Source organism: Cellulomonas marina, assembly GCF_900111925.1.
Taxonomy (GTDB): Bacteria; Actinomycetota; Actinomycetes; order Actinomycetales; family Cellulomonadaceae; genus Cellulomonas; species Cellulomonas marina.
In genome coordinates, this window is sequence record NZ_FOKA01000004.1 from 28,440 (window position 1) to 47,698 (window position 19,259).

The 19,259-nt window shown below is 74.6% G+C and carries 14 protein-coding genes; 4 read left to right on the forward strand and 10 right to left on the reverse strand.

Annotated elements, in window-relative coordinates:
- Nucleotides 1-14: 14 nt before the first annotated feature.
- On the reverse strand, nt 15-1,514 hold the full coding sequence (locus BM048_RS05540; RefSeq protein ID WP_239078858.1) for a sugar transferase: 1,500 nt from the start codon (nt 1,512-1,514) through the stop codon (nt 15-17).
- Between the two features lie 391 nt (nt 1,515-1,905).
- On the opposite strand from BM048_RS05540, the gene BM048_RS05545 reads away from it, so the two are divergent.
- The 3 genes from BM048_RS05545 to BM048_RS05555 all read left to right on the forward strand — a co-directional run bounded on the left by BM048_RS05545 (nt 1,906) and on the right by BM048_RS05555 (nt 6,333).
- Nucleotides 1,906-3,333 carry a glycoside hydrolase family 26 protein gene (locus BM048_RS05545; protein WP_175499319.1) on the forward strand — a complete coding sequence of 476 codons (1,428 nt, stop codon included), beginning with the start codon at nt 1,906-1,908 and terminating at the stop codon, nt 3,331-3,333.
- A gap of 306 nt (nt 3,334-3,639) precedes the next feature.
- Nucleotides 3,640-5,043, forward strand: coding sequence for a glycosyl hydrolase (locus tag BM048_RS05550; RefSeq protein WP_090031388.1), 1,404 nt, complete (start codon nt 3,640-3,642; stop codon nt 5,041-5,043).
- 174 nt (nt 5,044-5,217) lie between these two features.
- Nucleotides 5,218-6,333 (forward strand): acyltransferase family protein, encoded by a 1,116-nt coding sequence (locus BM048_RS05555; RefSeq protein ID WP_090031390.1) that lies wholly within the window; start codon nt 5,218-5,220, stop codon nt 6,331-6,333.
- 58 nt (nt 6,334-6,391) lie between these two features.
- Here BM048_RS05555 and BM048_RS18080 read toward each other — a convergent pair whose 3' ends face one another.
- The 5 genes from BM048_RS18080 to BM048_RS05580 all read right to left on the reverse strand — a co-directional run bounded on the left by BM048_RS18080 (nt 6,392) and on the right by BM048_RS05580 (nt 11,893).
- The gene (locus BM048_RS18080) at nt 6,392-7,369 is read right to left on the reverse strand and encodes a glycosyltransferase family 2 protein (protein ID WP_239078862.1); all 978 of its coding nucleotides are present in this window, start codon (nt 7,367-7,369) and stop codon (nt 6,392-6,394) included.
- On the reverse strand, nt 7,366-8,436 hold the full coding sequence (locus BM048_RS05565) for a glycosyltransferase (protein ID WP_175499321.1): 1,071 nt from the start codon (nt 8,434-8,436) through the stop codon (nt 7,366-7,368). The genes BM048_RS18080 and BM048_RS05565 overlap by 4 nt, the downstream gene beginning before the upstream one ends.
- Complete coding sequence (locus tag BM048_RS05570; RefSeq protein WP_090031395.1) at nt 8,433-9,569, reverse strand: glycosyltransferase family 4 protein; 1,137 nt, start codon at nt 9,567-9,569, stop codon at nt 8,433-8,435. The genes BM048_RS05565 and BM048_RS05570 overlap by 4 nt, the downstream gene beginning before the upstream one ends.
- Nucleotides 9,566-10,675 (reverse strand): glycosyltransferase family 4 protein, encoded by a 1,110-nt coding sequence (locus BM048_RS05575; protein ID WP_139224308.1) that lies wholly within the window; start codon nt 10,673-10,675, stop codon nt 9,566-9,568. Before BM048_RS05575 ends, BM048_RS05570 begins: the two co-directional genes overlap by 4 nt.
- A gap of 99 nt (nt 10,676-10,774) precedes the next feature.
- Entirely contained in the window at nt 10,775-11,893 is a 1,119-nt protein-coding gene (locus BM048_RS05580) for a glycosyltransferase (RefSeq protein WP_090031398.1), read from the reverse strand.
- A gap of 356 nt (nt 11,894-12,249) precedes the next feature.
- On the opposite strand from BM048_RS05580, the gene BM048_RS05585 reads away from it, so the two are divergent.
- Nucleotides 12,250-13,602 (forward strand): glycosyl hydrolase, encoded by a 1,353-nt coding sequence (locus BM048_RS05585; RefSeq protein WP_090031399.1) that lies wholly within the window; start codon nt 12,250-12,252, stop codon nt 13,600-13,602.
- A 91-nt stretch (nt 13,603-13,693) separates the two neighbouring features.
- Here BM048_RS05585 and BM048_RS05590 read toward each other — a convergent pair whose 3' ends face one another.
- From BM048_RS05590 to BM048_RS05605, 4 genes are all read right to left on the reverse strand, one after another.
- A complete protein-coding gene (locus BM048_RS05590) occupies nt 13,694-15,316 on the reverse strand; it encodes a lipopolysaccharide biosynthesis protein (protein ID WP_090031401.1) in 1,623 nt (540 codons plus the stop codon).
- Between the two features lie 161 nt (nt 15,317-15,477).
- Entirely contained in the window at nt 15,478-16,872 is a 1,395-nt protein-coding gene (locus BM048_RS05595; RefSeq protein ID WP_090031403.1) for a glycoside hydrolase family 26 protein, read from the reverse strand.
- A 362-nt stretch (nt 16,873-17,234) separates the two neighbouring features.
- The gene (locus BM048_RS05600; protein ID WP_090031405.1) at nt 17,235-18,545 is read right to left on the reverse strand and encodes a hypothetical protein; all 1,311 of its coding nucleotides are present in this window, start codon (nt 18,543-18,545) and stop codon (nt 17,235-17,237) included.
- Nucleotides 18,545-19,174, reverse strand: a complete 630-nt coding sequence (locus tag BM048_RS05605) for a YveK family protein (RefSeq protein ID WP_090031407.1) — start codon at nt 19,172-19,174, stop codon at nt 18,545-18,547. Before BM048_RS05605 ends, BM048_RS05600 begins: the two co-directional genes overlap by 1 nt.
- Nucleotides 19,175-19,259 lie beyond the last annotated feature (85 nt).

A 19,259-nucleotide genomic window follows, 5' to 3' on the forward strand; every position in this document is an offset into this window, starting at 1 on the left:
AGGGCCGGGTGGGGTCAGCGGGCGCCGTCCCCCGTCACCATGACCTTGGCGGTCCGGGCGAGGATCGCCAGGTCGCCGAACATGGTCCAGTTCTCCGCGTAGGTCACGTCGAGGCGGATGGCCTCGTCGGCCTCGAGCGCGGAGCGCCCGGACACCTGCCACAGACCGGTCAGGCCGGGCTTGACCAGGAGGCGGCGGGCAGCCTGCTCGTCGTACAGCGCGACCTCGGCGTGGATCTGCGGGCGCGGGCCCACGAGGCTCATCTCGCCGCGCAGCACGTTGAACAGCTGCGGCAGCTCGTCGAGCGAGTACTTGCGGATGACCTTGCCCACCGGCGTGATGCGGGGGTCGTTCTTGGGCTTGTAGAACATGCCCGTCTCGGTGATGCCCTCGGCGGCCAGCACCTCGGCGAGGCGCTCGTGCGCGTTGGGGTACATCGAGCGGAACTTGATCATCCCGAACGGCATGCCGTGCCGGCCGATGCGCTCCTGCCGGTAGAAGACCGGGCCGGGGCTGGTGAACTTCACCAGCAGGCCGACGACGAGCATCACCGGGGACAGCGCGATCGTGATGAGCAGCGCCGCGACCCAGTCGAAGACCGACTTCACGACGTAGCGGGCCCCGCGGAACGTGGGCTCGTCGACGTAGAGCAACGGCAGGCCGTTGACCGGCTTGAGCATCATGCGCGGGCCGGCCACGTCGAGCAGGCCGGGCGAGAGCGCCAGGTCGATGCCCGTGCCCTCGAGCTCCCAGCCCAGGCGCCGGACCGTCGACATGGTGATCGCGTCCGCGCCGGTCACGGCGACGGCATCGACGGCGAGCATCTGCGCGACCTCGGCCGCGTCCGCCATCGAGCCCAGGACGGGCACGCCGCGGACCGACTCGTCCTCGCGCACCTCGCCCGAGGGGATGCACACCCCGACGACGGCGTAGCCGGCGCGCGGGTTGTGGTGCAGGACGTCGATGAGCTCCGCGGCCCGCTCCCGGTGGCCGACGACCACGACGGAGGACACGGCGGTCCCGGCGGCGCGCTGGCGGTGCAGCGCCTGGCGCCGGGCGAACCGGCCGACGAGCAGGAGCAGCACGCCGAGCGGGAACGTGATGGCGAGGTACCCGCGCGCCATGTCGATGCCGCCCATGAAGGCGACGACGGCCATCGCGGCGAAGAGCCGCCACGACACGGCGAAGACCCGCGTGTACTCCGCGGGGCCGGTGCCGATGAGGCGGCGGTCGCGGGTGCGACCGGCGGCCAGGGCGGTGAGCCAGGCGACGAGCAGGACCGCGGAGAACGCGGCCTGCGGGGCCGCGAAGCCACCCGAGAGCACCGGCGTGGCGCCTTCGAGGTGGAAGAAGTAGCCCGCGGCTGCGGCGGCCGCGACGGCCACCGTGTCGCTGATCCAGAGGAGCACCCGGTAGTCGGTGCTCCACTGCTCGGGGGAGCGGGTGCTGCCCCACTCCCGTCGCCGTTGTCCCTGAGCCTGCTGCAGGCCCTTCACGTCATGCTCGATCGTCAAGCGTCACCTCCGTGCGTCGTGCCCCCGCCGGACTGGCGCCTCGTTGCGTCGGCGCTGTGTGCGCCTCACCGACGGTAACGAGGTACCCCGGAGGAACGCACCCTTTCGACGGATCGTCCGATTCGACCAGATGTGTCCCCCGTCGCTCTGACGGAGCGTTGGCGCAGGTGGCGGCGTCGCGCAGCCGCACAGAGGCCGAACGTGGCGAGCATCACGTTGACGTAGGGAGAGGGGGTCAGTCGCCGCAGGTGCGACGCGCGTCACCCCTCCGGGGTCGCGACGGGCAGGTCGCTCGCAGGCGGCTCGTGCACCATGGACGGCGATGTCGACGACCCTTCCGCCCGCCCCGGCCCCTGCTGAGCACCGGCCGACCCGCACCCGGTGGGGACGCATGGTCGGTCTGGTGCTGGCGGCGCTCGCCGTCGTCGCCCTGCTGACGACCCTGGTGCCGCGCACTCCCGCTCCGGCCCCCGAGGACCTGGCCGCGGCCGCGACGCCCTCGCCCCCGGGTGACGAGGCAGGCGGGGCCGGCGAGGCGGAGCCCGAGGTCCTCTCGGGCGTGTACGGGCGGGGCGGGCGGACGGACACGGTTGAGTCCTTCGCCGCCTGGCGCGGACGGGACGTGCCGGTCGTGGCCGACTTCCTCGCCGACGCGACCTGGGAGGACATCACCGACTCCTGGGTGGTCGAGCAGTGGGCGGGCACGGGCTACCGGATGGCGTGGTCCGTCCCCCTGCTGCCCCGGTCGGGCGGCACGCTCGCGGACGGCGCCACCGGCGCGTACGACGAGCACTTCGTCGCGCTCGGGGAGCACCTCGTCGAGAACGACCAGGCCGACGCGGTGCTGCGCCTGGGCTGGGAGATGAACGGGCCCTGGTTCCGCTGGTCGGCGGTGGAGGACCCGGAGGCGTACGTGTCGTTCTGGCGCCACGCCGTCGACGCCCTGCGCTCGGTGCCCGGCGCCGACTTCCTCGTCGAGTGGGCGCCGCAGCCCGGCCGCGGCGCCGCCGGCTTCGACCCGCTGTCCGCCTACCCGGGCGACGCCTGGGTCGACGTCGTCGGCATGTCGCTGCACGACCAGAGCTGGCAGCACGACGAGGACGAGGCCGTCTCGCGGTGGGAGGACGTCGTCGGGCGGGACTACGGCCTGGCGTGGAACGTCGCCTTCGCGGCCGAGCGCGGGAAGCGCAGCAGCCTGCCGGAGTGGAGCCTGGCGTACCGCTGCGACGGCAACGGCGGCGGCGACAACGCGTTCTTCATCGACGCGGTCGCCGACTGGGTCGACGCGCACGACTACCTCTACGAGGCCTACTTCGACTACACGGGCGAGGACTCCTGCGACCAGGTCCACCGGGTGTCCGGGGACGTCGGGGAGAGGCAGTTCCCGGAGGCGGCGGAGGCGTACCGCGACCGGTTCGGCGGCGACGGGGGGACCGACGCCGCCGCCGGCGCGGACGACGCCTCCGGCGACGACTCCGGTGACGCCTCCGACGAGGGCACGCCCCTGCGCGTGAGCTGGTCGCCGTCACGGGCCGGGGCGCGCGAGCTCGCGTGGGCGGGCCTCGAGGGGGACGTGTACGTCTTCGCCCGGGTGGGCGCCGACGCAGTCCGGGTGCGCTGGTACCTCGACGACCCCGACGCGTCCTCCCCGCCGCTCGCCGTGCGCGACGAGGCGCCCTTCGACCTCGGCGGCCGGGACGGGCAGAGGCCGCTGCCGTGGACCGTCCCCGACCTCGAGCCGGGCGAGCACACCCTCACCGTGGTCGTCGAGACCGCGAGCGGCGAGGAGCGCACCGAGACGGTCCCGTTCCTGTTCTGACCAGGCGCGACGCCCCCGACGGACGCCCTGGCCGGGCCACCGCCGACCCGTCCCCCATCGCCGTCGGCGCTTGTACCACAGAGTGCTGAATGTTGCGCGCGTCACGTCCCAGGACCCTGGGTGAATCGAAATTTCACCCGTACTGTCGTCGCCGGGCACCGCCGTCGCAGGTGGTGCACCGGGCGCATTGGGGGCAGTGCAGCCCCTGTCCTGATGCCGGCGCGGCCCTCCTGCCGTGGGTCGTGCCGGTGCGCCCTGCCCCGGGTCCGCCCGGCATGGCACCCGAAGAACAACCAAGGAGAGCCGATGCGACGCACCTCCATGCCCGCAGCAGCCCGACGGTGGAGGCCCCGCGCCCTCGCCGCCACCCTGACGACAGTCGCCCTGCTGGCGGTCGGCCTGGCGGTGCCCGCCGCCGCCTCGGCCGCGGACGACGGACCCCTGTCCGGCGTCTACGGTCGCGGCGGACGCGTCGCCAGCGTCACCGAGTTCGGCGACTGGCGCGGCCGCGACGTCGACGTGGTCCAGGACTTCGTCGACGGCACGTCGTGGCGGACGCTCAGCGACCCGTGGATCGTCGAGCAGTGGGCCGGCCGCGGCTACGAGATGTCGTACTCCGTGCCGATGCTGCCCGCCAGCGGCGGTTCCATGAGCCGCGGCGCGGCCGGCGAGTACAACACCTACTTCCGCCAGCTCGCCCAGCACCTCGTGGACAACGGCCAGCGCGACGCGATCCTGCGCCTGGGCTGGGAGATGAACGGCGACTGGTTCCGCTGGTCGGCCGTGCCGGACGCCGACACCTACGTCGCCTACTGGCGCCAGATCGTGCGCGCCATGCGGTCCGTCGACGGCGAGGCCTTCCGCTTCGAGTGGGCGCCGAACCCCGGCGCCGGTACCTCGGGCTTCGACAAGGTGAGCGCCTACCCCGGCGACTCGTACGTCGACCTCATCGGCACCTCCCTGTACAACCAGAGCTGGTCGTACAGCCCCGACCAGCGCGAGGAGCGCTGGAACCGCTTCGTCACCATGCCCTACGGCCTGCAGTGGAGCGTCGACTTCGCCAAGGCGCACGGCAAGCGCAACTCCATGCCGGAGTGGGGCCTGACCTACCGGTGCGACGGCAACGGCGGCAACGACGACCCGTACTTCATCGAGCAGCTCTCGAAGTGGTTCACGACGCACGACTACTACTACGAGACCTACTTCAACTACACCGGTGGCACGCTCTGCGAGCAGACGCACTCCCTCTACAGCTCGCGGTTCCCGAAGGCGGCGGCGGCGTACAAGACAATCTTCGGCACAGGCGCGACGAACACCCCCGACGAGTCCGACCCCGTTACGGATCCGGACCCGGCGCCGTCGGCCGGCGGCACGGTCGACGGCCGCGTGCTGAAGGTCTCCTGGCTCTCGACCCGCCTCGGCGCCCTGCCGCTGTCCTGGATGGGCGTGTCCTCCTCGCGGGTGTACATCCACGCCAAGCCGACCTTCGACGTCGAGCGCGTCCGCTTCTACCTCGACGACACCGACGCCAGCGGCACCCCGATCGGCACGGACTCCACCGCGCCGTACGACATGCGCGGCGGGACGTCCACGAACGCCGTCCCGTGGGACGCCCGGCCCCTGTCCCCCGGCAAGCACACGATGACCGCGGTCTTCGACCTGCCCGGCGGCGGGACGCGCACCGCCACGGTGACGTTCCTCAGCAGCTGATCCGCTGACTCCAGCGCGGCCCCCGACCACCAGCGGTCGGGGGCCGCGCTGCGTGAGTCCCGCCACCATCGACCCCGCGGGGGTGACGCGCGGGCCCCCGGCACGCCACGCTGGTGCCGCACCTCCCCCCGCCGGACCACCGCCCGCCGGCGGTCCCCCAGCCCGAGAGGTCCCATGGCCCAGCAGACCGGCCGACCCGCGCCCGATGTCGCGGGCCCCTCCGCCCCCGCCTCGAGCGGCTCGTCGGGCGCGGCGCGTCCGAAGCCGCGGCTGCTGTGGGTCGACGCCGCCCGCGGCTACGCCGTGCTGGCCGTGGTCCTCTTCCACTTCGTCCAGTGGTCCTTCCAGCACTGGAGCATCGACGGCCCGCTGGGCCAGGGGTGGGAGCTCGTCGGCTTCGTGCTGTCCGCGGTGCGGATGCCGCTGCTCCTGGGCGTGTCCGGCCTCCTGCTCGCACGGCAGGTGCGCGAGGGGCTGCACCGCTCGACGACGGTCTACCGCTCGGTGACCACGTACTGGCTCTTCGCGGTCTGGACGGGGGTCTACCTCCTCGTCGCCGTGCTGACCCCCGCGAGCACGTGGCGTCCGCGCTGGGCGCTCGAGGCGTCGCCGGAGCAGCTCGTCGTGCCGGACAGCCCGCTGTGGTACCTGCTCGCGCTCGCGCTGTACGTGCTGGTGCTGGCGGCGCTGCGCCGCGTCCCGCCGGCGGTGGTGCTCGGCGTGCTGGCGGTGGTCTCCGTGGTGTGCGCCGCCGTGCAGGTCGACACGTTCCGCACGTGGGTGAGCATCCCGCAGTACGCGCTCTTCTTCGCGCTGGGCGTGTACGGCCGGGACACCATCATGCGCTGGACGTCGACGGCCCGGTGGCTGCCCGTGCTCGGTCTCGGCGCCGGCGCGATGGTCCTGCTGGCCGCCTCGCGCATCCCGACCGTGCACCCCGTGCGCGGCCTGCTGCTCACCCTCAGCAGTGCGGTGGCCCTCGCCTTCGCGGCGGGCTTCGTCGCCAGGGCGGTCGCGTGGCGGCCGTTCGCGGCGGTGGGGCGGTACGTGGGCCAGCGCACCCTGGCCGTGTACGTCACGCACCCCATCGTCTTCCAGCTCGTGCTGTGGGGCGGCGACGAGGCGCCGGCCCTGCGGCACGCGGCCGTGGCGGCGGTGGTGGTCCTGCCGCTGCTGGCCGTGGCGCTCGCGGTGGGGGTCGGCCTCGTCGTCGACGCCGTCGCCCGGCGTGTCGGGCTGTCGTTCCTGCTCGAGCTGCCGCGCCCCCTGCGCACGCGCTTCGGGCGCTGACGCCGCGGCACCCACGACCGAGGGCACGGCGTGCGCCGCAGGCGTGGCACGAACCGCGTCAGCGGCCGTGGACCTCGCGGTAGTCGTCGTAGGTGACACCGACGAGCCCCAGCACCAGCCCGACGCCCGAGGCGACGACCCGCGCGGCGGCGACGCGCCGGACGGGGTCGGCGACCCCGACGACGAGGCGTGCGAGGCCCCAGGCCGCCGTCCCGGCCCCGGCGAGGGCGCGGCGCACGTGCCGCGCGCGCGAGGGCACCGTCGCGCGCAGCACCGCGCTGCGCACGAGGCCGTAGCGGTACTGGCGCAGCACCAGCCACCGCGCGGACACCCGCTCCGCCGGCACCTCCTCGTACGCGACGGCCTCGTCGCACCAGACGATCCGCCGGCCGCGCAGCCGCGCCCGCTCGAAGAAGAAGGTGTCCGACCCGCCAGGCATGCCGACGGAGGCGAAGCGCAGGCCGTCGGCGGTGAAGACGCGCCCGTCGACGAGCACGTTGCTCGTGCGGGCGTAGTCCAGCGACGTGCCCGTCGGGTAGCGGTCGCGCTCGTAGAACCTGCCCGCGACGGCCCAGGCGGGCGGCGTCCCGACGAACACGGGCTCCACCGTCGCCGTCACCACGTCGGCCCCGGTCGCGGCGCGGGTGCCCAGGAGCTCCCGCAGCCACCCGGGCACGACCCACTCGTCGTCGTCGACGACGCACACCGCGTCGAGGGGGTGCTCGGGGTCGGCGCCCGGCTGGGCACGCGCCCAGGACAGCGACGCCCGCAGCGCCGCGTTGCGGGCCGCGGGGATGCCGGGCCGCGGGGCGTGCGTGTAGACGAGGGCGTGCGGGAACCCGTCCGCCCGCGCCTCGACCATCGCGCGTGCGGACGCCTCGGGGTCGTTGTCCGCGACCACGACGACGACGCGGACGTCCGCGCCCGGGCTCTCGAGCGCCGCGAGGCTGTCGAGGAGACGGGCCAGACCGACCGGCCGGCGCTTGGTGCAGACGTCGACGGCGACGAGGCGCGCGGGTGCGGCAGCTGCGTTCAGCCCGTCACCTCGTCGCTCCGCCGCCCGGTCAGCACCGCGAGGACCTTGGCCTCGAACCGCTCGGCCGTGGGCAGCACGGGTCGCGGCGCCGGCAGCGGCTCGGTGAGGGCGCGCGTGATCGCGTCCGCGAGGGCGGCGGCGTCGCCGGGAGGTGCGGTCAGCACCCAGCCAGGGTAGAGGTCGGCGAAGCCCGCCATGGCCCGGGTGGCGGTCATGACCACCCGGCTGCCGCTGGCCAGCGCCTCCACCAGCGCGGTGGAGCCGTTGAGGCTCGGGTCCTCGACGAGCGGCAGCACGAGCACGCGGGCGTCGCGGTACAGCGCGAGCACCTCGTCGAGCGGCAGGGCCTCCCCCGTGCCCGGGGACGGCTGGTGCACCGCGACGCGCGGCGACGGCTCGACCTCGCACCGCGGACCGGCGACGACGACGAGCGGGAAACCGGCCAGCCGCTGGGCGGCGGCGAGGGTGGCCCAGTCCCGCTTGCTCTTGCCGATGGCGAAGACGAAGGGCTCGTCGGGCGCGCCGGACGGGCGCAGGTGGGCCGAGGAGACGTCCGCGTCCACGTGCCCCCACTCCTCGCTCGGCCCCCAGGGGGCGAGGAACGCATCCTGGCCGGGACGCAGGCCGGGCCGCACCGCGGCGAGGTCGGTGGGGCTGAGGAACACGAGCGCGTCGTGCGCACCGAACACCTGGCCGAACAGGCCCGGCCGCGACCGCACGGACCCGGGCAGCCCGTGGACGATGGTGACGAGCCGGCGCGGCCGGCCGGTGAGGCGCTTGACCAGCCCCGGCAGCACGGCGGTCCAGGTGTGGGTCGCATAGACGACGTCCGCCCGGCCCGGCCCCGGCAGGCACGCCGCGAGCGCGCGGAGGTTCGTCGCGAGCGCGCGCAGGCGGCGGTCCGCGCCGAGCCGTCCCGGCAGGCGCTCGCCGACGAACCGCACGGCGAACTCCGGCCCGACGAGGCGCTGGACGCCGAACAGCAGGTGGCGCGCGTACCGCCCCTCGTGGAAGCGCGGCACGTTGTCGCGCAGGTTGTACTCGTTGGCGACGGCGACCTTGATCACGCGACCCCCTCCGCCCGCCCGGCGACGATCGCGTCGCGCATCGGCCGCAGCGTCGCCTCCCAGGACCACGACTCCTGCACGGCCGCACGGCCCTCACGGCCCAGGCGGGCCAGCTCGGCCGGGTCGGCCAGCAGGTCCGCGACGGCCCGGGCGAAGGCGGCGGGCTCGTCGGCGATGACGACCCCGCGGCCCCACAGGTCCTCCATGCCCTCGGCCCCGAGGGACGTGCTGACCACGGGCCGGCCGTGCGCGAGCGCCTCGACGATCTTCAGGCGCGAGCCGCCGCCGGTGAGCAGCGGGCAGATCGCCAGCGCAGCCTCGGAGTAGACGGGCGCGACGGCGGGCACGTCCCCGGCCACGCGCACGCCCGTCACGTCCAGCGACGTCAGCTCCGGGCCGGGCGACCGGCCCGCGACCGTCACCGTGACCGCCGGGTCCGCCGCGCGCAGCGCCGGCCACACCTGCCGGGTGAACCACAGCACGCCCTCGACGTTGGGCTCCCAGTCCAGGGAGCCGACGAAGGCCAGGCCGTGCCCGGTCGGCGGCGTCACGTCGGCCGGCAGGGTCGTGCCGTTGGGGGCGACGACGGCCGGCACCCCGAGGGTCGCCAGGCGCTGCCGGTCGTTCTCGGAGACGCAGGTGATGACGGGGACGCCGGCCAGCGACCGCTCCCAGGCGCGCATGCGCACGACCTCGGCGGCCAGGAGGCGGCGCTGGACGGCCCCGCGGCGCGCCGCCCGCTGGGCCAGCAGGTCGCTCTCGACGTTGTGCAGGTCGAGGGAGTCGATCCGGGCGGGCGAGGGCGCGGCCACCGCCATGTGCGGGAAGCCGACGTGCAGGTGCGCGCCCGGCAGCAGCAGCGACGTGATGCGCTTGGCCATGGCGGCCGAGTACCAGCGGCCGATCACCAGGGAGCGCGCCGCGAGCACGCCGCGGGCGTCGTCGGAGCCCTCGAAGGCGTGCACGGTGACGCCGTCAGGGACGAGCGCCGGGTCCGGCTCGGGGCCGAAGCCGACCACGTGCACGTCGTCGAAGACGGTGCGCAGCATCGCCGCGACGCCGGCCTCGCGCAGCGCGCCGCCGCTCGTCGACGGGTAGGGCACGTGCTTGCTCACCAGGACCGCGCGGTTCATCCCGCCACCTCCGCCCACCACTGGCGCGTGACCGTCGCGGGGTCGCAGAGCGCCCCGAGCTCGGCCCGCGCGGCCGCTCCCATGCTCGTCAGCGCCGCCCGGTCGGCCGCCGCGCGGGCCAGGCCCGCGGCGACCTCGTCCGGGCCGGTGCCGGTGGCCAGCAGGCCGGTCCGGCCGTCGCGCACGTTCTCCGCCGGTCCTCCGCCGACGACGAGGGACGGCACGCCCAGCAGCGCCGCCTCGACGACGGTCCGGCCGAAGGCCTCCCCGGTGGCGGTACTGACCAGCAGGTCCGCGCCGGTGAGCTCCGTCAGCACGGCATCGTGCGGGAGGCGCCCGGTGAAGCGCGCGTCGGGCCAGCGCGCGCGCAGGTGGTCCAGGCCCGGCTCGCCGTTGTGCGGCGCCCCGACGACGGTCAGCTCGACCGGCACGCCGGCCGCCCGCGCCCGGCGCTGCGCCTCGAGGGCCACGTCCACGCGCTTCTCGGGGTCGAGCCGCCCGACGATGACGGCCCGCAGCGGCGTCGTGCCGTCCGCGACGGTCTCGTCGCCCGTGGTCTCCCCGGCAGCCCCGAGCCCCGCCGGCAGCTCCACGGGCCGCGGGACGACCGCGGCCCTCCGATGAGGCCAGCGCCCCACGTGGTCCAGCGCCGTCCGGCTGGTGGCGACCACGCGCGTCGCCGCGAACGCCGCCGCCGACTGCACCGCCGCGCCCGCGGCGGTGAACGGCCCGTCGTGCAGGTCCAGGACGACGCGCGCCCCGCGCGCCCGCCCGGCGAGCGCGAGCGGCAGGTGCAGCCACATGGAGAAGCTCACGACCGGGCCCTTCCCCCACAGCGGCTGCCCCGCGAGCGCCGCAGCCGCCCCGAGCAGCGCGGGCCCCGTCCCGGCGGCCCCGATGCCCTTGCCGATGTCCCCGAGCCGCCGGACGGCGGGGTCCGTGAGCGTGAGCGTCGCGTGCCCGGCGGCGCGGGCCGCGTCGACGAGCTCCCCCGCCGGGGCGGCCACCCGCGCGGGGACGTCGAGGTGGCCGAGCAGCGTGAGCATGCTCTCCTCCGCCCCCCAGCAGGACGTGCTCAACGAGACGACGGTCAGCGGGGTGGGCACCCGGTTCCTTCCGGTGGGGGGCGGGGGGACGGCTCGCGTCACCCTAGCGAGGGCATCCGCGGCCGCGGGCGGGCGCCGGGTGTGACGTCCCGTACGCGCTCAGCGCGCGATCTTCTCCCACCCGGTGGTGGCCGGGGCGGGGCGTGGGCGCAGCCGGCGGACGAGCGTGGTCCACAGGGCCGCCGGCGGGACGGCCTGCATGCCCAGCGCCGCGACGGGCGCCGGGAGCGTGGCGTCGGGCGCGAGCCGGCCGGCGTACGCCGCGCCCGCTGCGACGGCGGCCGGCAGCGCGACGAGCGTCACGGGCGGAGCCACGACCGAGGCCGCGGCGGCGCCGACCCAGAAGCCGGCGGCACCGACCGTCGCCCGGTAGAGCTTGTGCGCGACGAACATCCGGCCGGCGGGCCGGGTCACGAGCTCGGGAACGCGGGGCACCATCTCCTCGAGCAGGCCGCGCATGATGCGCAGGCGCCGACCCCACTGCTCCCGGTTGCCCGCGCTGTCCTCGAGCGTGTGGAGCTCCGGATCGACGAGGACGACGCGGTCGCGCAGCAGGTACTCGACCGCGAGCCAGAGGTCGTCGAGGATCGCGCCGGCGGGGGCGGGCAGGAAGTCGGTGCGGCGGGTGGCGATGAACTCGCCCACGACGCTGATGCTGCCGCCGCCGGCGACGAGCTGCTCCTTCGCGCGCTGCTCGTAGCGCCAGAAGGCGCCCTCCCCGCGACCCCGCTCCTGCTTGTTGGCGGACACCAGGTGCGCGCGGCGCAGGTCGTCGACGACCCGCTGCGGCCAGTCGGCGGGGCCGACGACGCAGTTCGCGTCGGTGAAGACGAGGACGTCGGCGGTCGAGCGCGCGGCCCCGAGGTTGGCGGCGGCCGGCTTGCCGGTGCGCCCGGTCTCGACGACCTCGTCCGCCCCCGCCTCGCGCGCCGCGGCGGCGGTGCCCGGGTCGCTCGCGACGACGGTCACCGACGACGGCCCCTCGTAGCCCTTGAGCGCCTCGTGGAGCGTGCGCACGCACTCCCCCACCGTCGACGCCTCCAGGTAGGCAGGCACGACGACCTCGATCGACGGACGCGCGCCGAGGTCCGTCAGCGGGGCGGCCGGGGCCGGGGCCGCCAGGCGCCGCTCGAGCGCGGCCGCGAGGGTCGGCATGACCAGACCGGCCAGGAAGGTGGCTCCTCCGGCGGCCGCGACGACCAGGGCGGGCTTGTGCATCGGGACCTCGCACGGCTCGGGGGACGGGGTGGGGGACGCCCGAACCTACCCGGACCTCGCATCGGGCCGTGCCCACGATGCGGTCACCTCGCGGGCGCCGCCGGCCGGCCGGGAGCGCCCGGCGCCGGGGACCGCGTCGCGTGCCACGGCTCCGACCAGGGGTGGGACGCCTCGCGCGCGTGGTCGTCATCGTCCCGGACCTCATGAGCTGTGCGCCTCATGGCCTTCCTCACACCCGGCCGGGCTCAGGACGACCGCGAATTCACCCGTACCCAGGTTGACAGGCTCGACATCGGAGGTCGGGCCCGACGCCCGCCGGCCCGCAGGGATACCGGCAGGCACGAGGAGAACCCGCCATGCAGACCCTCCCGAGCACGAGGCTCCGGGCGGCCCTGACCAGGCTCGCGCCCCCCGTCGCCCTCACCATCGCCCTCGCGGCCGGCCTCACCGGGGTCGTCACCGGCCCCGCCGCCGTCACCGCCGAGGCGGCCTCCACCCCCGTGCTGTCGGGTGCGTACCGCGGCTCCGGCGTCCCGGACCTCGTCCAGCAGTTCGGCACCTGGCGCGGGCGCCCAGCCGGCGTCGTCACCGACTTCGTCGACGGCTCGAGCTGGGAGGCGATGGAGAACGCGAGCTGGGTGGCCGGCAAGTACAAGGGCCTGAACCTGCCCGTGGCGCTCGGCGTCCCGATGCTGCCCGCCACCGGCGGCACCCTGCAGCAGGGCGCGACCGGCGCCTTCGACGGCCACTTCGCCGCGCTGGGCCGCTCGCTCGTCGCCAACGGCGCCGAGGACGCGATCCTGCGCGTGGGCTGGGAGATGAACGGCACGTGGTTCCGCTGGTCCGCCGTGCCGGACCCGGCCGCGTACCGCAACTACTGGATCAAGATCGTCAAGGCCATGCGCGCCGTGCCCGGCCAGGCGTTCCGGTTCGAGTGGGCGCCGCAGCCCGGCGCCGGCACGAAGGGCTTCGACAAGACGCTGGCCTACCCCGGTGACGCGTACGTCGACGTCATCGGCATGAGCCTCTACGACCAGAGCTGGGGCGTGACCTCCGCCCAGCACGTCGAGCGCTGGAACGGCATGGTCACCATGGCCGGCGGCCTGCAGTGGAGCGTCGACTTCGCCGCCGCGCACGGCAAGCGCAACAGCCTGCCCGAGTGGGGCCTGAGCAAGCGCTGCGACGGCCGCGGCGGCAACGACAACCCCTACTTCGTCGCCAAGGTCTCGGAGTGGGTCAACACCCACGACTACCTGTACGAGAGCTACTTCGACAAGGACATGGGCTCCTGCGAGGTGCACAAGCTCGTGACGGGTCCGTTCACGGCGGCCAAGGCCGAGTACATCAAGCACTTCGGCCCGACCCACCCGGTCTACCCCAGCCCCGACGCGTCGGTGGTCAAGGTCTCGACGAAGGCCGACCGCTCCGGTGCCGTCGCCCTGTCGGGCCGCACGGTCACGGGCAAGGTCTACGTCTTCGCCCAGCCGACGTTCGCCACGACGAAGGTCCGCTTCTACCTCGACGACCTCATGGGCGTCCGCACCCCGCTCCAGGTCGAGGGCCAGGCGCCGTACGACCTGCGGGGCGGCACGGCGACGGCCGCGACGGCCTGGGACGTGACGGCGCTGCCGGCCGGCCCGCACACGATGACCGTCGTCTTCGAGACGAGCACGGGCACGCGCAGCGTGGCGGTCGCCTTCAGGCGCTGACCGAGGGCCGGGCCCGCCCGGCACGGAGCGCCCGCCCGACGACGACGGCGCCGGTCCCCCGCAGCGGGGGCCGGCGCCGTCGTCGTGCGCGTCAGACGTCGGTCTGCTTGCGGACCATCTGGGTGCCGATGCTCGTCACCGCGCGGAAGGTGCGCGGGAAGAGGAACCGCACGAGGGCGGCGTAGAACGCGAGGGCGGCGAGCGTCACGCCGAGGACCGGCAGGAGGCCGTGCGCCTCGTCGCCGGAGGGGCGGAAGGGCAGGTACGCCAGCCACCACAGCCCCACGGCCAGCAGCGTGCACACCACGGGCGGCACGAGCTTGGTCACGTACGGCCCGAGCCCCAGGCCCGTCGACCGCCGCAGCACCTGCGCCACGTTGGGCAGCCAGGTGAGGTAGGTGACGATCGCGACCGAGGCGGCGACGCCGACGATCCCGGCGACCTGCAGGCCGACGACCATCCCGGCGATGCCGAGCGTCACGTTGATGAGCGTCCAGCGCAGCACCAGGCCGGCGTGCCCGCGGGCGGTGGCCAGCGCGGGCAGCAGCATCCGGACGATCATGGGCGCGCCGGCCAGCGCCAGGAGCTGCAGCGGCACCACGGCCCCGTCCCACTCCGTCCCGAAGCCCACCTCGACGCCCGCCTCGGCGGCGATCACCATGAGGCCGAACAGCGGGAACGCGACGACGGCGACGGCCTGCGTGGCGACGAGGAGCCAGGAGGCGGTGCGCTCGTCGTCGTCCTGCAGCCGGGAGAAGATCGGCAGGGCCACGCCGTTGACCACGGAGCCGATCATCTGCAGCGGCATGCGCAGCAGCCGGTAGGACAGCGCGTAGAACGCGAGCTGCGTGGGGTTGAGGAACCGGCCGATGAGGATGTTGTCCGCGTTGCCGCCCACGTAGAGCAGCAGGTTCGACGCCAGCATCTTGCTGGAGAAGCCGGCCATGGAGCGCAACGAGGCCCAGGAGGCGGCCCAGCTCACGGAGCGGAACATCACCAGCAGCGAGACGAGGATGACGAGGTCGTTGACCAGCGTCTGCACCACCAGCGCCCAGTACTCCGCGCCGAGCAGCGCGGCGACGATGCCCGCCACCCCGCCGCCGATCACGGCGCCGGTCTGGATGAGCGCGAACTGCCGGAAGCGCAGGTAGCGGCGGACCAGGTTCTCGCGGACCAGCGTCAGGCCGCGGATCAGCAGCGTGATCGACAGCACCTGCAGCACGCCCTCGAGCTCCGGGGTGCTGAAGAAGTCGGCCATCGCCGGGGCCAGGAGGATCGTCGCCACGCACAGCAGCGCGCCCATCGCCAGGTTGAGCCAGGCCACCGAGCCGATGTCCTTGGGGCCCAGCTCCTTGCGCTGCACGAGCGCGAGCCCGAACCCCTGGTCGAGCACGACGACGGCGAAGGTCGTGTAGAGCGTCGCCAGCGACACGATGCCGAAGTTCTCCGGCCCGATGAGGCGGGCCAGCGCGAAGGTGAAGACGAGACGGCCGACGAGCGAGGCCAGCGTCGACAGGAAGTTCCACTTCACGCCGCTGATGGCGGAGGTCTTGAGCCGGGCGGCGTTGGCGGCGCCGTCGGCCGCGGCCGTTGCCGGCCCGGCCGCCCCGGGGTCGGCACCCGGGCTCGCGTCGGTGGTCACGTCCGCGGCGGGATCACTCTGCCCGGGTCGGGCCGCGGCCGCGTCGGATGCGCCGGGAGGGGGGGTGGGCATGCAGGCAGGGTACGTGCGCGGTGTCGGCGGGCCGAGGGGCGGCTGCGCAGGTCACGCTGTGACGCTCGCCTCCCGGGCCGCTGACCTGCGCCTCCGCCGACGACGACGGCGCCCGCCCCGGTGCGGGGACGGGCGCCGTCGTCATCGGGCGGTCGCGGGGGTCAGCGCGTGAACGTGACCTGCGTGAGCTGCGACGGGGCGTTCGCGTAGTCCAGGCGGACGGTCAGCGTGTGGGTCCCGGCGGTCAGGGTGCTGGTGTCGAAGGGGTTGGCGGCCCAGGACGCCCCGCCCATGAGGTCCCACGGCGCGCCCTTCTCGACGATCTTCGGCGCGCCGGCCATCGTCGGGTCGTCGAGCCAGAAGGTCACGACGGTGGGCGTGGTGGGCGGCGCGACGAAGATGTAGGCCTTGCCGGTCCTGACGGTCTGGCCCTGGAGCTGCACCGCGTTCGAGCGGTTGGACGAGTAGCTGAGCTTGACGATCGGGCAGAGCGTGGAGTCGACGGTCAGGACGGGCTCGGGGGCCGGGGGCGTCCAGACGACGACGGGACGCGGCTGGTACATGCCCTGGTAGGCGGTGCGCGCGGCCTCGAACGGGCCGTTCGTGATCTGGTGCACCTCGCACTCGCTCATGTTCCGGTTGAAGTACGACTCGTAGTAGTAGTCGTTGGCGTCGGCGAACTTGAGGATCTGCTCGACGAAGTACGGGTCGTCGCCGCCGCCGTTGCCGTCGCACCGCTGAGACAGGCCCCACTCGGACAGGGACGCGCGCTTGCCGTGGGCGCGGGCGAAGTCGGCCTGCCACTGCATGCCGCCGCTCATCGTCACCATGGACGTCCAGCGCTTGACCTCGTCGCCGGGCTTGTTGAGCGACCAGCTCTGGTCGTAGACGCTGGCGCCGACGAGGTCGACGTAGGCGTCGCCCGGGTAGGCCGACTCCTTGTTGAAGCCGGCGGCGCCCTGGCCGAGGTTCGGCGCCCACTCGAAGACGAAGTCCTGGCCAGGCACCGAGCGCATCGTGTCGACGATCTGGCGCCAGTAGGCGACGTAGGCGGCCGGGTCGTCGACGGCGGACCAGCGCATCCACGTGCCGTTCATCTCCCAGCCGATGCGGACGATGGCGTCCTGCTCGGAGTAGGCGACGAGGTTGGTGGCCAGCGTCTTCCACGAGGCGTTGTAGGCGCCGGTCGCGCCCTCCTGGATGGAGCCGCCGGTGGCCGGCAGCATCGGGACGGCGTAGGCCACGTGGTAGCCCGTGTTGCGCCAACCGCTCATGAGCCACGTCGGGTTGGCGATGGTGCTCCACGTGGAGCCGTCTACGAAGTCCGTCGCGATGGAGGCGGTGGCCCCGCGGAAGGTCTCGAAGTTCTTCAGACCGGTGAGGTTGCGGGCGCCGACGTAGGCACCGGACAGGGTCCGCGTGGCGATGGGCTCGGCGTCGTTCGCGGACGCCGCCGGGCTGGTGGCGACGGCCAGGCCGCCGAAGGCGACGGTGGCGGCCAGCCACGCGCCGATGCCGCGGCGGAGGGTGGACGGCAGTGCACGGAGGGTACGCACGGCGGGCTCCCGGGGGTGGGTGGGGTGGGCGACGACCCCGCGTCCTCCCTGGTCAGAGCCCCTCGTCGGGGTCCTGCGCACCGGGTGGGCCGCGTGGCCTGATGCCCGGTACGTCGTCGCACCCCGCCCCCGCCTTGACCGCGGGCGCGGCCCATCGGGTGACCGGAGGTACCGCTTTCCCGCGTTCGGGGGCCCGCGTCCACCCGCCGGTAACCCGATAGGACCGCCGCTCTCACCCGCTCTTCACCCGGTCCTCACCCGGTTCTCACCCGCCCTGCTCGCTCACGTCCGACGACCTCCGGACGCACGGACGCCGCCGCCCCCGGGTGGGGACGACGGCGTCGGGACCGGCGGTCGGCGTTCTACAGGACCGTCTGGTCCGTCAGGCCCGCCCGGCGCGCCCGGCCGGCCGCGGCCACGTTCGGCGCCAGGAACAGCACGAGCGCCAGCACGGGCGCGCCCAGGAGCGCCTCGGACGGGATGAGCCACACGCCGAGCGCGGCCAGGGTGAGGCCGAGGCAGCGCGGCCCGCCGACGAACGCCCGCAGCAGGGCCACGCCCAGCAGCGCGACGACGAACGGCCAGCCGTACTCGAGCGCCGCCTTGACGATCGTCGTCGTCTGCAGGCCCGAGAGCCCGAACTGCCCCGCGAGCCGGTCGGCCGTGCCCGGCCCGTGCCCCCACAGCGGCGAGTCCGCCGTGAGCGGGGCCAGGAGCTGGTACGGCGCGACGAGCCGCAGGTTCGTCGAGGTGTCCCCCGACGTGCCCTCGAGCAGCTTCGCGGTGATCGGCCCGAGGAACCCGGACGCGAACGCCCCGGCGATGACGACCGCGGCGCCGAGGATGACCAGGGGCCGGTCGCGGTAGCGCCACAGCAGCGGCAGGGCCGCCACGCCGAGGACGACGAAGCCGCTGGCGCTGATGGAGACGGCGACGGCCGCGGCGAGCACGAGGACCCACACCAGCCGGCCGAGCCCGGCGCCGCCGGTGCTGCGCCGCTCGTGCCACCGGTACGCCTCGAGCACGAGCCCGAAGCAGCACCACAGGGACACGAACGAGGGCTCGAGGAAGATCACGCCGTTCGGCTTCGTCTCGAAGCCGAAGTTCGACGCCACGTACGTGGTGTCGTACGCCGAGTTGAAGTTCGAGGCGACGATCGCGTCCGGGAGCGAGGCGAACGGGTCCCAGAACCCGAGGCCGGACCACATGAGCACGGCCTGGACGAGCGCGAGCGCCGCGCCGATCCGCACGGCCCACAGCAGCCCGCGGGCGTACACCCGCCCGGCCCCCTCGACCCCCGACGGCCGCACCACCAGCAGCAGCGGCAGGTACGCCGTGACGATGAGCAGCAGGCTCGGCACCGAGATCGGCAGCGACGGGTCGGAGCCCGCGTTGAGCACGGCGGTCGTCGCCGCGATGGCCAGGATGAGGAAGTACCCGACGAGCCCGCCGGCGGAGACCGGCCAGCGGAAGACCGCCAGCAGCACCACCCAGGTCAGCAGCAGCACGAGGCTGGCGGCCGAGATCTGGCCGCCGCCGATCGTGAAGGAGATGCGCTGGAGCGCGATGCTGGCGAAGCCGGCGACGGCCAGCCAGACCAGCGCGCCCGGGGCGACCCGGGGCAGGGCCGGCGCGCTGGGCGCCGGCGCCTGCGTCCCCAGGACGGTGGCCATCAGGCCTGCTCCGCCACCCGGCGGCCTGCCACGCGGCCCACGGCCGAGACGGCGACGAGCAGCAGGCCGACGACGAGGCCGGCCAGCGCGCCGAGCGCGAGGTTGAGCTCCCAGTTGGGCGTCACGGGCGAGCCCGAGGACTGGCCCGGCTGGATCACCGTGAACTGCAGCGCGGCGGCGCTGGTGGGCGCGGTGCCCGCGAGCTCCTGCGCGGTGGCGATGAGGTTCTCGGTCGTGAGGTCCACGACCTGCACCGCCTCGTCGGCGGAGGGCGCCAGGGCCGAGACGACGATGATGGGGCTGCCGTCGGAGGCGGAGCCGGCGACGGTGCCGCGCAGCTCGTCCGCCGTGCGCGACCCGCCGAGCCCGGCCGAGACGCCCTCGAGCACCGCGGTGCTGCCGACGAGCGACGCGAACGCCGGCGCCTGCTGGCGGGCGTACGTGCTCGCGGTGGCCAGCTCCGACGCGGTGGTCGCGCCGCTGACCGACACGTACAGCTGCGAGGACGCGCGGTAGCGCTGCGGCGTCGTGGCGGCCAGGATGCTGGCGACGACGAGGCCTACCACCAGGCAGGCCGCCACGACCCACCAGCGTCGCCTCACGGCCTGGAAGAAGTCCTGCAGGGTCACTCGGAGTCCTCGATTCGCTGTCGGTCGCGGGCGCCCGCGGTCGTCGCAGGCCCTCCCCCGGCAGCGCCGGGAGCACGGACCCGGC

Excerpts from the sequence above, each read along its gene's own strand:
- BM048_RS05545 (WP_175499319.1), top strand. The coding sequence starts at position 1,906 with ATGGTCGGTCTGGTGCTGGCGGCGCTCGCCGTCGTCGCCCTGCTGACG.
- BM048_RS05570 (WP_090031395.1), bottom strand. The coding sequence starts at position 9,569 with ATGAACCGCGCGGTCCTGGTGAGCAAGCACGTGCCCTACCCGTCGACG.
- BM048_RS05600 (WP_090031405.1), bottom strand. The coding sequence starts at position 18,545 with ATGGCCACCGTCCTGGGGACGCAGGCGCCGGCGCCCAGCGCGCCGGCC.
- BM048_RS05590 (WP_090031401.1), bottom strand. The coding sequence starts at position 15,316 with ATGCCCACCCCCCCTCCCGGCGCATCCGACGCGGCCGCGGCCCGACCC.
- BM048_RS05555 (WP_090031390.1), top strand. The coding sequence starts at position 5,218 with ATGGCCCAGCAGACCGGCCGACCCGCGCCCGATGTCGCGGGCCCCTCC.
- BM048_RS05580 (WP_090031398.1), bottom strand. The coding sequence starts at position 11,893 with ATGCACAAGCCCGCCCTGGTCGTCGCGGCCGCCGGAGGAGCCACCTTC.
- BM048_RS05585 (WP_090031399.1), top strand. The coding sequence starts at position 12,250 with ATGCAGACCCTCCCGAGCACGAGGCTCCGGGCGGCCCTGACCAGGCTC.
- BM048_RS05550 (WP_090031388.1), top strand. The coding sequence starts at position 3,640 with ATGCGACGCACCTCCATGCCCGCAGCAGCCCGACGGTGGAGGCCCCGC.